General features: G+C 62.5%; 11 protein-coding genes. 8 read left to right on the forward strand and 3 right to left on the reverse strand.

Going from position 1 to position 13,150, the window contains the following annotated elements; translation table 11 throughout:
• Positions 1 to 169 precede the first annotated feature (169 nt).
• Both N8H71_RS08145 and fabF read left to right on the forward strand, forming a co-directional pair.
• On the forward strand, positions 170 to 964 hold the full coding sequence (locus N8H71_RS08145; protein WP_262193591.1) for an SDR family NAD(P)-dependent oxidoreductase: 795 nt from the start codon (positions 170 to 172) through the stop codon (positions 962 to 964).
• Positions 965 to 996: 32 nt separating this feature from the next.
• Positions 997 to 2,271 carry a beta-ketoacyl-ACP synthase II gene (gene fabF, locus N8H71_RS08150; RefSeq protein WP_262193592.1) on the forward strand — a complete coding sequence of 425 codons (1,275 nt, stop codon included), beginning with the start codon at positions 997 to 999 and terminating at the stop codon, positions 2,269 to 2,271.
• Here the strand turns inward: fabF and N8H71_RS08155 are convergent.
• On the reverse strand, positions 2,268 to 2,825 hold the full coding sequence (locus tag N8H71_RS08155; RefSeq protein ID WP_262193593.1) for a TetR/AcrR family transcriptional regulator: 558 nt from the start codon (positions 2,823 to 2,825) through the stop codon (positions 2,268 to 2,270). The genes fabF and N8H71_RS08155 overlap by 4 nt on opposite strands.
• Before the next feature lie 175 nt (positions 2,826 to 3,000).
• On the opposite strand from N8H71_RS08155, the gene N8H71_RS08160 reads away from it, so the two are divergent.
• The gene (locus N8H71_RS08160) at positions 3,001 to 3,852 is read left to right on the forward strand and encodes an urea carboxylase-associated family protein (RefSeq protein WP_085683455.1); all 852 of its coding nucleotides are present in this window, start codon (positions 3,001 to 3,003) and stop codon (positions 3,850 to 3,852) included.
• Between the two features lie 44 nt (positions 3,853 to 3,896).
• Here N8H71_RS08160 and N8H71_RS08165 read toward each other — a convergent pair whose 3' ends face one another.
• Both N8H71_RS08165 and eat read right to left on the reverse strand, forming a co-directional pair.
• Positions 3,897 to 4,064: a DUF2897 family protein gene (locus tag N8H71_RS08165; RefSeq protein ID WP_007950938.1), complete on the reverse strand. Its 168-nt coding sequence runs from the start codon at positions 4,062 to 4,064 to the stop codon at positions 3,897 to 3,899.
• Between the two features lie 119 nt (positions 4,065 to 4,183).
• Entirely contained in the window at positions 4,184 to 5,548 is a 1,365-nt protein-coding gene (gene eat, locus N8H71_RS08170; protein ID WP_262193594.1) for an ethanolamine permease, read from the reverse strand.
• A 400-nt stretch (positions 5,549 to 5,948) separates the two neighbouring features.
• Here eat and kdpF point away from each other — a divergent pair, with 400 nt between their 5' ends.
• From kdpF to N8H71_RS08195, 5 genes are read left to right on the forward strand one after another with little or no spacing between them, the layout of a single operon-like run.
• Positions 5,949 to 6,038, forward strand: coding sequence for a K(+)-transporting ATPase subunit F (kdpF, locus tag N8H71_RS08175; RefSeq protein ID WP_007950940.1), 90 nt, complete (start codon positions 5,949 to 5,951; stop codon positions 6,036 to 6,038).
• 8 nt (positions 6,039 to 6,046) lie between these two features.
• Positions 6,047 to 7,741, forward strand: coding sequence for a potassium-transporting ATPase subunit KdpA (gene kdpA, locus N8H71_RS08180; protein ID WP_262193595.1), 1,695 nt, complete (start codon positions 6,047 to 6,049; stop codon positions 7,739 to 7,741).
• A 10-nt stretch (positions 7,742 to 7,751) separates the two neighbouring features.
• A complete protein-coding gene (gene kdpB, locus N8H71_RS08185) occupies positions 7,752 to 9,818 on the forward strand; it encodes a potassium-transporting ATPase subunit KdpB (RefSeq protein WP_007950942.1) in 2,067 nt (688 codons plus the stop codon).
• A 57-nt stretch (positions 9,819 to 9,875) separates the two neighbouring features.
• Positions 9,876 to 10,421, forward strand: coding sequence for a potassium-transporting ATPase subunit KdpC (gene kdpC, locus N8H71_RS08190; protein ID WP_262193596.1), 546 nt, complete (start codon positions 9,876 to 9,878; stop codon positions 10,419 to 10,421).
• Between the two features lie 34 nt (positions 10,422 to 10,455).
• Positions 10,456 to 13,107, forward strand: a complete 2,652-nt coding sequence (locus N8H71_RS08195) for a sensor histidine kinase (protein ID WP_262193597.1) — start codon at positions 10,456 to 10,458, stop codon at positions 13,105 to 13,107.
• Positions 13,108 to 13,150: the final 43 nt, after the last annotated feature.

Here is a 13,150-nt window from a genome sequence, read left to right on the forward strand (position 1 = left end):
GCTTTCGGGTTCCTTGAGACGTCGAAGGAGGGCAATGTCTTTCCGTCGGATAATGGAAAATTACGACTATCATATTGTCTTGAGATTATGCCTATAATAATTTCGTTCGCCACTGAAGCCCGCTGCTTCAAGCGGTCGCTCATTCCTTACGCATCTCAGGAGTATCGTCATGAATTCCCCGAAATCCCAAGGTACGGCTCTGGTCACCGGCGCTTCTTCCGGCATCGGTGCGGTGTACGCCGAGCGGTTGGCGGCGCGTGGTTTTGATTTGTTGCTGGTGGCTCGCGATCAGGAGCGCCTGGAGTCTGCTGCCAGCAAGTTGCGTGACGCACATGGCGTCCAGGTTGAAGTACTGAAGGCCGATCTGACGCAAAAGGATGAAGTGCTCAAGCTTGAGCAGCGCCTGCGCAGCGACTCCAGCATCAGCCTGTTGGTCAACAATGCGGGCGTGGCAGTCAACGGTTTGCTGGCCAATGCCGATCCCGAGGTACTGGAGCAACTGATTCAGTTGAACGTCACAACCCTGACACGGCTGGCAGCCGCAGCCGCCTCGGCGTTCACCCGCGCCGGGCGTGGCACGATCATCAACATTGCGTCGGTGGTCGCCTTGTTCCCCGAGCGTTTCAACGCCACCTACAGCGCCAGCAAGGCCTACGTGTTGAGCCTCACGCAATCGCTCAATACCGAGCTCGAAGGCACCGGCGTCAAGGTGCAAGCGGTATTGCCCGGTGTGACACGCACCGAAATCTGGGAGCGTTCCGGTTTTGATGCCAGCGGTATTCCGGCAGAAATGGTCATGGAGGCTGGCGAGATGGTCGATGCCGCACTGTCCGGTCTGGATCAGGGCGAACTGGTCACCATTCCTTCGCTACCTGATGCGGGCGAGTGGCAGGCCTTTGTTGCCGCGCGTCTGGTGATGGCGCCCAACCTGTCCCACAGTTCGGCGGCCAGCCGCTACAAGTAAAAGATTCTTGAGTCACGAGAGGTCAACCCGATATGGATCAGCGTCGAGTAGTTGTCACGGGTATGGGCCTGGTATCGCCCTTGGGAAGCGGTGTCGAAGTTGTCTGGCAGCGTCTGCTGGCTGGACGTTCGGGATTGCGAAATCTGCCGGAGGCGGTGGTTGCCGATCTGCCGGCCAGGGTCGGCGGCGCGGTGCCGACGATTGAAGAAGACCCGGACGCCGGTTTCGATCCGGATCGCGCCACGCCTCCCAAAGAGCAGAAGAAAATGGATCGTTTCATTCTGTTCGCGATGGAGGCAGCACGTCAGGCGCTTGAACAGGCCGGCTGGCATCCGACCGCCCCCGACGCTCAGGAACGCACAGCCACTATCATCGGTTCTGGTGTCGGCGGGTTCGGCGCCATCGCCGATGCCGTGCGCACCACCGACAGTCGCGGCCCGCGGCGCTTGTCGCCGTTCACCATTCCATCGTTTCTGGTCAACCTGGCGGCGGGACACGTTTCGATCCAGCACAGCTTGAAAGGCCCGCTGGGTGCTCCGGTGACGGCGTGTGCAGCAGGCGTCCAGGCCATTGGTGATGCGGCACGCCTGATCAGGGCCGGCGAAGCCGATATCGCAGTGTGCGGCGGCGCGGAAGCTTGCATCGATCGGGTCAGCCTCGCCGGATTCGCGGCGGCGCGGGCCTTGTCCAGCGCCTACAACGACACGCCTGAGCGCGCCTCACGCCCGTTCGACAGCGGGCGTGACGGTTTCGTAATGGGGGAGGGCGCGGGGCTGCTGGTGGTTGAGTCTCTGGAGCATGCCCTGGCACGCGGTGCGCAACCGTTGGCCGAACTGGTCGGATATGGCACCAGTGCCGACGCTTATCATCTGACCGCCGGGCCGGAAGATGGCAGCGGTGCACGACGGGCAATGGAACTGGCGCTAGCACAGGCCGGCGTTACTGCAGCTCAGGTACAGCATTTGAATGCTCACGCAACCTCCACCCCGGTTGGAGACTTGGGGGAGTTGGCCGCAATCAAGTCTTTGTTCGGAACGGAAAACAAAATTGCGGTGACCTCGACCAAGTCTGCCACCGGGCATTTGCTCGGAGCGGCCGGTGGTCTCGAAGCGATTTTCACGTTGCTGGCGATCCGCGATCAGATCGTGCCTCCAACGCTCAACTTCGACAATCCTGATCCGGCGAGCGAGGGTGTGGACATTGTTCATGGCCAAGCGCGGTCGATGCCGATCGAGTATGCGCTGTCCAACGGGTTCGGCTTCGGCGGGGTCAATGCCAGCGTGCTTTTCAAGCGCTGGCAGGCTTAGTCTTCGGAGCGTTTGAGGTGTTCGCGGGTGACTTCCAGGATGCGTTGTGCAAAATCGGGATCCGCGACACTGCGTGACAGCAGGAGCGCACCGGCGAGTGTCGCCATGATGACGATGCTGCGCTCGGCGGCGTTCTCGCCTTGGAGGGTGCCTTCAATCTGATCCAGGCGAGCCTTGAGCACTTCATCGCTGGTCGGGCTTGGCTGGCCACGCAATCCAAGCTCCGAAGAAATGGTCAGCAACGGGCAACCTTCGTGGGGACTGGTCTGGTGCCACTCGGACAGGTAGGTGTCGATGAAGACTTCCAGCGGTTTTTCCTGAGCAAAGATTTCCGCGCACAAACCCGCTACCTGCTCGCCGGCGGCTTGCAGCGCTTTTTCCACCAACTCGTCCTTGGAGGCGAAGTGCGAATAGAAGCCGCCGTGCGTCAGGCCCAGCGCCTTCATCAGTGGCTGCAGGCCAGTCGCACCAATGCCGTCCTTTCGAAACCGCTCGGACGCTTCCTTGATAATGCGCTGATGGGTCTGGGCTTTATGATCCTGCGAGTAACGCATTTAAACTCTCCGCAACAAGACCGCCATCTTAACCAATGGAAATTGGATGGTGACTGTACTTCTACTTCTAAAAAACCTGGTGGTGACTTCGACATGTTCGTAACAGGCATCGACGGTTGGCACGGATAGTGGTTGCAGCTCAGAAAGTTGCCATCACCGAAGGAGCAGGAGAATCATGTACAAAGACTACCCGGCCGCCTATCAGGTCAGCAAAGGCTCGGCGTTACAGGTCAATACACCGTTCTACGAACGCATCCGCGACCGCAAGGACGGGCGCACGCTGATCGAACAATTCGAAGTGCCGATCCGCACCGGGCGTGCCTGGCACGTGCCGGCGGGGCATGTGTTTCGTGTCACCACACCGGTCGGGCCTCAGGTGGGCGATTTCAATGTGTGGAACGCACACGATCCACGGGAACGGATGTGGGCTGCGCGCACCCGGCAACTGCAGGGCGCGCATGTCAGCACCCATGACCGGTTGTGGTCGAACCTGCCTTTTCTGCGACCTCTGGTGACCATCACCGATGACAGCCTGGCCGACTATGGGATCGACGAGCACGGCGGGCGCCTGCACGATTTGCTCGGCACGCGCTGCGATCCTTATGTGAACAAAATGCTCACCGGCGAGGATTTCCATCATCACTGCCATTCCAACCTGACCCGCGCCGTGTTGCCCCATGGCCTGACCGAGTTCGATGTGCATGACGTGTTGAACATCTTCCAGTGCACCGGCCTGAATCACGATGATCTGTATTTCATGAAGGCCTGTCCGGCGCAGAAGGGCGATTACCTGGAGTTCTTCGCCGAAATCGACTTGCTATGCGCGTTGTCGACCTGTCCGGGTGGTGACTTGTCTTTGGCGATGTGGGGGCCGGACGCGCAGGATCCGCTGACCGTGTGCCGCCCGCTCGGTGTGGAAATCTATCGTCTGGACGATGCGCTGCTCGAAGGCTGGAGCCAGCCGGAACGTGCGGCGTACAAAGGCCTGCATGGCTTGCACATTGCCAAGGCTGACTGGGAAAAGTAGCCGCGATAAAAACAAACCCCGCCGATTCAGGCGGGGTTTTTCGTTCAGCGGTCCTGCGCGTCCTTGATGTCCGCTTCGGCATTGCGTTCAGCGACGCGCTTGCGTTGTTCATCAGTCAGTTCGACCTTGTTGGCGGTGTCACGCAACATCATCAGACCGCCGACGATCGAGCCGATTGCAACGACCAGAATCAACCAGGCATACCAGGGCATAACGGCTCTCCTTAAAAACAGGTCGACGGGCGAGGGTTTCGCCGTGCAACGCTGCTTACCACTTTGAGCGAAGTGCATTCGCAGTGGTTCCATTCTAGGCCGGTTATGCCCGTTGCGGTTTACAGTCCGGTGAGCATGGCGTCTGCCGGGGCATTGGCACGCAACTGGCCGGTCAACAGGAAGTAGCCGAAACCGACCGCCATGAAACCGAGAAAGATCAGCCCGATCAACGCATTGAACCAGGCCATCGCCACCAGGCACACCACGGCCAGCACCAGTGCAATCATTGGAACGAGCGGATAGCACGGAGCCCGGAAGGTACGTTCGAGATTCGGTTCGCTGCGGCGCAGTTTGAACAGGCTGAGCATGCTCATGATGTACATCACGATCGCGCCGAACACCGCCATGGTGATCATCGCGGCAGTGAGGGTCATGCCGCCGAGGTTGATCAGGCCGTCGCTGTAGATCGCCGCGATGCCGATCACACCGCCGGCGATGATGGCGCGGTGCGGGGTCTGGAAGCGCGACAGCTTCGCCAGCGAAGCGGGCAGGTAACCGGCTCGGGCGAGGGCGAAGAACTGCCGCGAGTAGCCAAGAATGATCCCGTGGAAACTCGCCACCAGACCGAACAGACCGATCCAGACCAGCATGTGCAGCCAGCCGGAGTTGTCGCCGACCACGGTTTTCATCGCTTGTGGCAACGGGTCGTTGATGTTCGACAGGGTGCGCCAGTCGCCGACGCCGCCGGCGAAGAACATCACGCCCATGGCCAGCAATACCAGGGTCAGAATGCCGCTGATGTAGGCCTTGGGAATCGTGCGTTTCGGGTCCTTGGCTTCTTCGGCCGCCATGGCTGCGCCTTCGATGGCGAGGAAGAACCAGATCGCGAACGGAATCGCCGCGAACATCCCGGCAATCGCCGGTGCACCGAAGATGTCCGAGCCGGCCCAGCCGTTGAGGGCGAAGTTGCTGAAGCTGAAGGCCGGTGCCACCACACCCATGAACACCAGCAACTCGGCCACCGCCAGCACGCAGACCACCAGTTCGAAGGTCGCGGCCAGTTTCACACCGAGAATGTTCAGACCCATGAACACGATGTACGCGCCGACCGCCGCGTGTTTCGGATCAAGCGCCGGAAACTGCACGTTCAGGTACGCGCCAATCGCCAAGGCAATTGCCGGCGGAGCAAAGACGAATTCGATCAGCGTCGCCAGTCCGGCGATCAATCCGCCTTTTTCGCCGAAAGCCCGGCGGCTGTAGGCAAACGGCCCACCCGCGTGGGGAATCGCCGTGGTCAGTTCGGTGAAGCTGAAAATGAAGCAGGTGTACATGGTCGCGACCATGAATGACGTCACCAGAAAGCCCAGTGTCCCCGCGACGCCCCAGCCATAACTCCAGCCGAAATACTCCCCGGAAATCACCAGCCCCACCGCAATGCCCCACAGGTGCAACGTGCCCAGCGTGGGTTTGAGTTGTGTGTTCATGCGTTTGCTCCCTGAACGGTTTGGAAAGCTCGGGGAAGGGCGTGTGCAGTGGGCGTGCCATTTTGTATTGGCGGGTCGCAATGGGCTGAAAGCTGTCGTATCGGGGATGTTCGCGGTGAGATAGCTGCTTTTTGTGCGCCAGTTGGGTGCAATGTTGACGGTTATGCCGTCTTCGCGAGCAGGCTCGCTCCCACAGGGGAATTTATTTCAAATTGTGGGAGCGAGCCTGCTCGCGAAGAGGCCCGGCCTGACGGCGCAAAAGAGCTGCTGTAACGCCCGCGTAAACCCACTCTTTACGCTTTCTTTATGCCCCGATCGCACCCTCGGTCTCGTTCCTTTACAGCCTCCTTTCCGACAATGCCTCCACACGCGGCAATACGCCGTAACACGGAGATCTTCCATGAGCGTTCTGGACGGGGTGTCACTGCTGCTGGCAGTGGGGCTGTTCATTTATCTGTTGGTTGCGCTGTTGCGCGCGGATCGGACTTAGGAGCGGCTATGCACAGTTATGACTATTGGCTGATCCTCGCATTCTTCGCGGTGGTCTTGCTGCCGGCGCCGTTCCTCGGGCGCTTCTACTACAAGGTGATGGAAGGTCAGCGCACCTGGCTGACGCCGATTCTCGGCCCGGTCGAGCGCGGCTGTTACCGCATTGCCGGGGTCAATCCGCAGGACGAACAGAGCTGGCAGAAGTACACGCTTGCGCTGCTGGCGTTCAACCTCGCCGGTTTTCTGCTGCTGTTCGCGATCCTGTTGTTCCAGGATCACCTGCCGCTGAACCCGCAAAACCTGCCGGGCCAGGAGTGGACTCTCGCGTTCAACACCGCCGTCAGTTTCATGACCAACACCAACTGGCAGGCCTACAGCGGCGAAGCGTCGCTCAGCTACCTGAGCCAGATGGTCGGCCTCACCGTGCAGAACTTCGTCAGTGCCGCCACCGGCCTCGCTGTGCTGGTTGCGCTGTGCCGTGGCATCGGTCGCAAATCCACCAAGACACTGGGCAACTTCTGGGTCGACATGACCCGCGCCACCCTCTACGGCCTGCTGCCGCTGTGCCTGCTGCTGGCGCTGTACCTGGTGTGGCAGGGCGTGCCGCAAACCTTCGCCCAATATGTGAATGCTGTGACGATGCAGGGCGTTGACCAAGTCATTCCGCTCGGCCCGGCCGCCAGCCAGATTGCGATCAAGCAACTGGGCACCAACGGCGGTGGTTTCTTCGGCGTCAACTCGGCGCACCCGTTCGAGAACCCGACCGCGTGGAGCAACCTGTTCGAAGTCGCGTCGATCATCCTGATCCCGGTGGCGCTGGTGTTCACCTTCGGTCACTACGTGAAGGACCTGCGTCAGAGCCGCGCCATCATCGGCTGCATGCTCGCGCTGTTCATCATCGGTGGGGCGACGTCGCTGTGGGCCGAGTACCAGCCGAATCCGGCGCTGAACAACGTCGCCGTCGAACAAACCGCGCCGCTGGAAGGCAAGGAAGCGCGCTTCGGCACCACCGCCACCGTGCTCTGGTCGGTGACCACTACCGCGGCGTCGAACGGTTCGGTCAACGGCATGCACGACAGCCTCAATCCACTCAGCGGCATGGTCGCGCTGGTCAACATGATGGTCGGCGAAGTGATCTTCGGCGGCGTCGGTGCGGGGCTCTACGGCATGTTGCTGAACGTGCTGATCGCCGTGTTCCTCGCCGGCCTGATGATCGGCCGCACGCCGGAATACCTCGGCAAGAAACTCCAGGCCCGTGAAGTGCAGCTGCTGGTCGTCACCCTGCTGGTGATGCCGGTCGGCGTGCTGGTGCTCGCCGCGATTGCCGCGAGCCTGCCGGGCCCGGTGGCGGCGGTGAGCAACCCCGGCCCGCACGGTTTCAGTCAGTTGCTCTACGCCTACACCTCGGCCAGTGCCAACAACGGTTCGGCGTTCGGCGGCTTCGGCGCCAACACCGCGTTCCACAACCTGATGCTGGGCCTTGGCATGTTGATCGGCCGCTTCGGTTACATCCTCCCGGTACTGGCTTTGGCCGGCAGCCTGGCGATGAAGAAAACTGCACCGATCGGCCAGAACAGCTTCCCGACCCACGGCCCGCTGTTCGTGACTCTGTTGACCGTGACCATTTTGCTGGTGGGCGGCCTGACCTTTTTGCCGACCCTGGCGCTCGGCCCGATTGCCGAACACCTGAGCATGGGCTTCTAAGGAATCCATCATGAATATGCATGTTCCAGCTTCAAAACCAGCGGCAGCTGCCAAGTCGGCTGAAGCTCCGAAAACCGCGATCAGCGCCCTGTGGCGTCCGGCGCTGGTGCAAGCGTTCGTCAAGCTCGACCCGCGACAGTTACAGCGCTCGCCAGTGATGCTGGTGGTCGAACTCACGGCGATCCTGACCACCGTGCTGTGCTTCATTCCCGACAGCAGCGTGCCGACCTTCGTCGCGGCGCAAATCGCCCTGTGGCTGTGGTTCACCGTGCTGTTCGCCAACTTCGCCGAAGCGCTGGCCGAAGGTCGCGGCAAGGCCCGCGCCGACAGCCTCAAGGCTGGCAGCGAAGGCCTCAGCGCCCGACGCAAACTGGCCAACGGCAGTTTCCAGGTCGTACCGGCCACCAGCCTGCGCAAAGGCGATGTGGTGCGCGTCGAAGCCGGGGAAATGATCCCCGGTGACGGCGAAGTCATCGAAGGCATCGCGGCCGTTAACGAAGCCGCGATCACCGGCGAATCGGCTCCGGTAATTCGCGAGTCCGGCGGCGATCGTTCCGCCGTCACTGGCAACACCCGGCTGGTGTCCGACTGGCTGCTGGTGAAGATCACCGCCAACCCCGGTGAATCGACCCTCGACCGGATGATCGCGCTGGTCGAAGGCGCCAAACGCCAGAAGACCCCGAACGAAGTGGCGCTGGACATCCTGCTGATCGGCCTGACCCTGATCTTCCTGTTGGTGGTCGTGACCCTGCAACCGTTCGCCCACTTCGCCAACGGCAGCCTGCCGCTGGTGTTCCTGGTGGCGTTATTGGTCACACTGATTCCGACCACCATCGGCGGTCTGCTGTCGGCGATCGGTATTGCCGGGATGGATCGTCTGGTGCGCCTGAACGTGATCGCCAAGTCCGGTCGCGCGGTGGAAGCGGCGGGTGACGTGCACGTGCTGCTGCTGGACAAGACCGGCACCATCACGTTCGGCAACCGTCGTTGCAGCGCGGTATATGCGGCGCCGGGCGTAAATGCCCGTGAGCTGGCCGAAGGCGCGCTGTTCGCTTCGCTGGCGGATGAAACCGCTGAAGGCAAGTCCATCGTCGAGTACCTGCGCGGCACCAATCCACAGCCGGAACCTTCGCCGGAAACCCTGACCGCCGTGCCGTTCAGTGCGGAAACCCGCCTGTCCGGTGTCGACTATCAGGGCCGTGTATTCCGCAAGGGCGCGGTGGATTCGCTGCTGGCCTTCCTCGGTCAACAACGCAAGGATCTGGCCCCGGCGCTGTCCCGGGAAATCGACAAGATCGCCCAGAGCGGCGGGACCCCGTTGCTGGTCTGCGCCGACGGCAAACTGCTCGGTGCGATCCACCTGAAAGACGTGGTCAAGCCGGGCATCCGCGAGCGTTTCGCCGAGCTGCGCAAGCTGGGGATTCGCACGGTGATGGTCACCGGCGACAACCCGCTGACCGCTGCCGCGATTGCCGCTGAAGCAGGCGTCGACGATGTGCTGGCCGAAGCCACACCGGAGAAAAAACTCGCCCGTATCCGTCACGAGCAGAACGACGGTCGTCTGGTCGCGATGTGTGGCGACGGTGCCAACGACGCACCGGCGCTGGCTCAGGCTGACGTCGGCATGGCAATGAACGACGGCACGCAAGCCGCGCGTGAAGCGGCGAACATGGTCGACCTCGACAGCGACCCGACCAAGCTGCTGGACGTGGTGCAGATCGGCAAGGAATTGCTGGTGACCCGTGGCGCGCTGACGACCTTTTCCATCGCCAACGACGTGGCCAAGTACTTCGCGATCCTGCCGGCTCTTTTCGCGGCGATCTACCCGCAACTGGGCGTGCTGAACATCATGCATTTGAGCAGTCCGCAGAGCGCGATCCTGTCGGCCATCGTCTTCAATGCTCTGATCATCGTCGTGCTGATCCCGCTGGCCCTGCGCGGTGTACGGGTGCAGGCGGCGAGTGCGGCGGCGCTGCTGCGACGCAATCTGCTGATCTATGGCCTGGGCGGGATTCTGGTGCCGTTTGTGGGGATCAAGGCGATCGACATGCTGTTGACGGCGTTGCATCTGGTTTGAATCTGAACAGCGGTGTGCCGGGCACACCGCTTCAAGCACGAATTCGAGGATTTCGAAATGTCCACAATGATCCGTCCGGCCCTGAGCCTGCTGGTGCTGATGACCCTGGTCACCGGCGTTGCCTATCCACTGGTGGTGACCGGGGTTGCCCAGGTCGCCTTCCCCGAGCAGGCCAACGGCAGTCTGGTGCGCGATGCCGAAGGCAAGGTGCGCGGCTCGTCGTTGATCGCCCAGGATTTTGTCGGCGATGCCTGGTTTCATCCGCGTCCTTCGGCCGGTGCCTTTGCCACCGTGTCGAGCAGTGCGAGCAACCTGTCGCCAAGCAACCCGGCGCTTGCCACTCGGGTGATCGATGACGCCAACAAGCTGCAGGTTCCCGGTCAGGGCCCGGTGCCGCTCGCGCTGGTGACCACCTCCGGCAGCGGTCTCGATCCGCACTTGCCACCGGCGGCGATTGCCTATCAACTGGCGCGTGTTGCGGCAGCGCGCAATGTGCCGGTGTCGACCTTGCAGCAACTGCTCGACGCGCATATCGAACAGCCGCTGGTAGGCCCGCCGGTGGTGAATGTGCTGGCGCTGAACATGGCGCTGGAAAAGCTGTGAATCGCGATGACATCAGGAAGAGAGAGCTTCAAGCATGAGTGACTCCGGCCGCGCCGACGCGCTGTTAGCAGACTTGCCCCGCGATGGACGCGGCCGGCTCAAGGTTTTCCTCGGCGCAGCGCCAGGCGTGGGCAAGACCTACGCGATGTTGCAGGCGGCCCACAGCCAGTTGCGTCAGGGCGTGAAAGTCATCGCCGGTGTGGTAGAAACCCACGGCCGCGCCGAAACCGAAGCGCTGCTCGGCGGCCTGCCGCAACTGCCGCTGGTGCGCTCGGAATATCGCGGCGTGACGCTTGAAGAAATGGACCTCGACGGCCTGCTCGCCGCCAAGCCGAAGCTTGTGCTGGTGGATGAGCTGGCCCACAGCAATGCCCCCGGCAGTCGCCACGCCAAACGCTGGCAGGACATTCAGGAACTGCTCGCCGCCGGCATCGACGTGTACACCACGGTCAACGTCCAGCACCTGGAAAGTCTCAACGATCAGGTGCGCGGCATCACCGGCGTGCAGGTTCGCGAAACCCTTCCGGACTGGGTACTGCAGGAAGCCTACGAACTGCTGCTGATTGACCTGCCGCCCCGTGAATTGCTGGAGCGCCTGCGCGAAGGCAAGGTCTACGTGCCGGAACAGGCGCGGGCGGCGATCGATGCATTTTTCACCCAGACCAACCTCACCGCGCTACGCGAACTGGCGATGCAGACCGCTGCCGCGCAGGTGGATAACGATCTCGCTCAGGGCTATCGCCAGCTCGGTCAGGCCGCGCCAGCGGTGCGCGGACGCTTGCTGGTCGGGGTCGATGGCAACGCCGATGCCGAACGGCTGGTACGGCATGCCAGTCGGGTCGCCCAGCGTCGGCATTTGCCCTGGAGCCTGGTGCACGTCGACAACGGCAGCGTGCGTGACGAGCAATCGCGTCTGCGCCTGCAAAGCGCCCAGCAACTGGCCGAGCGCCTCGGCGGCGAAGTGGTGCTGTTACGGGCCGGCGAAGTGGCGAAAACCCTGATCCAGCATGCCGCTGAACGTCGGGCGAGCCTGGTACTGGTTGGCCAGTCGCGGCCGAGTTTGCGCCGACGTTTGTTTGGTGGGGGGCTGGCGGCGCGTTTGCTGCGCCAGTCCCACGGTCTGGAAATCAACGTGCTGGACAGCGATCACGAACAGCATCCGCCGCGACTGCGGTCGGCGCCGACGCTGGTCTGGTTCGATTATGCGCTGGCGCTGGTGGCGACCATTCTGGCCAGTGCGCTGGCATGGGCGGTGTCCAGCGTGCTGCCGTTGCCGAATATCTCGCTGGTGTTCCTTGCGGCGGTGTTGCTGGTGGCGGTGCGCAGCAGCCTCGGCCCGGCGCTGGCCTGTGCGGCGCTGTCGTTTCTGACGTATGACTTTCTGTTCATCCCGCCGAATTTCTCCTTCAGCATCCAGCGCGAAGAAGACGTGCTGACCTTGCTGTTCTTCCTGCTGATGGCGGCGCTCACCGGTAACCTCGCGGCGCGTCAGCGGCGGCAATTGCAAGCGCTGCGCGATACCCAGGAAGAGACCACCGAACTGCTCGACCTGTCGCGCAAACTCACCGCCGCAACAGATCGCCAGGCCGTGGTCAGCGCCGCCGCGCAGCACCTCAATGGCTGGAGCGATCTGCAACTGTGCCTGCTCAATCGCGACGGGCAGGGCGGCTGGAAAGTCGAGACCGGCGGGCCGTTGCAGTTCACTGAATCCGAACGCGCCGCCGCCGACTGGGCGTGGCAACACGATCAACCGGCGGGTATGGGCACCGGCACGTTGCCGTTCGGGCGATGGTGGTGGTGGCCGCTGTCGGTGGAGGACGGGCCGCTGGCGCTGCTCGGCGTGTGTGCCAAAGAAGGCCAGACCTTGAGCGGCCAACGCCGTCGTTTGCTGACCGCGTTGAGCCAGCCGCTGGCCCAGGCTCTGGCCCGGGCGCAACTGGCCGATGACCTGGAAGCCGCACGCCTGCACGGCGAAACCGAACAACTGCGCAGCGCCTTGCTGGCCTCGGTGTCCCACGATTTGCGTACGCCGCTGACCTCGATGCGCGGCAGCATCGACAGCCTGCTGGCCCTCGGCGAAGCGATCCCGCTGGAGGATCGCCGCGAGCTGCTCGAAGGCACTCGCGATGAAGCTGAACGTCTCGACCGTTACATCCAGAACCTGCTGGACATGACCCGTCTCGGCCACGGCGCCCTGAAGCTGGCGCGGGACTGGGTGTCGCCGGCGGACATCGTCGGCAGTGCGCTCAATCGTCTGCGTGCGGTGTTGTCGTCATTGCAGGTCGCGACCGATGTGCCAGCCGAATTGCCGCTGCTGTTCGTGCATGCGGCGCTGATCGAGCAGGCGCTGGTCAACGTGCTGGAAAACGCCGCCCGATTCTCGCCGTCCCACGGCCGTTTGCAATTGCGCGCCGGGGCGGATGACAGCGAAGTGTTTTTCTCGGTCAGTGATGAAGGGCCGGGGATTCCGGTCGATGAGCGAGCGAAGATTTTCGATATGTTCTACACCGCCGCCCGAGGTGATCGGGGCGGGCAGGGCACGGGGCTGGGGCTGGCGATCTGTCAGGGCATGGTTGGCGCCCATGGCGGGCGGATCAGTGTCGGCGACGGCATCGATGGGCGTGGCACGTGCATCACCTTGCACCTGCCGCTGCAGACTCAACCGGGGATGGACGGTGAAGCCTGATCCGCGCTGCGCTACTCTCTTGCCACTCTTTTGTGTTGATGTG

The sequence above is a fragment of the Pseudomonas koreensis genome, assembly GCF_025447595.1.
GTDB lineage: Bacteria > Pseudomonadota > Gammaproteobacteria > Pseudomonadales > Pseudomonadaceae > Aquipseudomonas > Aquipseudomonas koreensis_H.

Bases quoted from the DNA above. Each gene is read 5' to 3' on its own strand.
- N8H71_RS08145 (WP_262193591.1), top strand. From the start codon at position 170: ATGAATTCCCCGAAATCCCAAGGTACGGCTCTGGTCACCGGCGCTTCT.
- fabF (WP_262193592.1), top strand. From the start codon at position 997: ATGGATCAGCGTCGAGTAGTTGTCACGGGTATGGGCCTGGTATCGCCC.
- N8H71_RS08155 (WP_262193593.1), bottom strand. From the start codon at position 2,825: ATGCGTTACTCGCAGGATCATAAAGCCCAGACCCATCAGCGCATTATC.
- N8H71_RS08160 (WP_085683455.1), top strand. From the start codon at position 3,001: ATGTACAAAGACTACCCGGCCGCCTATCAGGTCAGCAAAGGCTCGGCG.
- N8H71_RS08165 (WP_007950938.1), bottom strand. From the start codon at position 4,064: ATGCCCTGGTATGCCTGGTTGATTCTGGTCGTTGCAATCGGCTCGATC.
- eat (WP_262193594.1), bottom strand. From the start codon at position 5,548: ATGAACACACAACTCAAACCCACGCTGGGCACGTTGCACCTGTGGGGC.
- kdpF (WP_007950940.1), top strand. From the start codon at position 5,949: ATGAGCGTTCTGGACGGGGTGTCACTGCTGCTGGCAGTGGGGCTGTTC.
- kdpA (WP_262193595.1), top strand. From the start codon at position 6,047: ATGCACAGTTATGACTATTGGCTGATCCTCGCATTCTTCGCGGTGGTC.
- kdpB (WP_007950942.1), top strand. From the start codon at position 7,752: ATGAATATGCATGTTCCAGCTTCAAAACCAGCGGCAGCTGCCAAGTCG.
- kdpC (WP_262193596.1), top strand. From the start codon at position 9,876: ATGTCCACAATGATCCGTCCGGCCCTGAGCCTGCTGGTGCTGATGACC.
- N8H71_RS08195 (WP_262193597.1), top strand. From the start codon at position 10,456: ATGAGTGACTCCGGCCGCGCCGACGCGCTGTTAGCAGACTTGCCCCGC.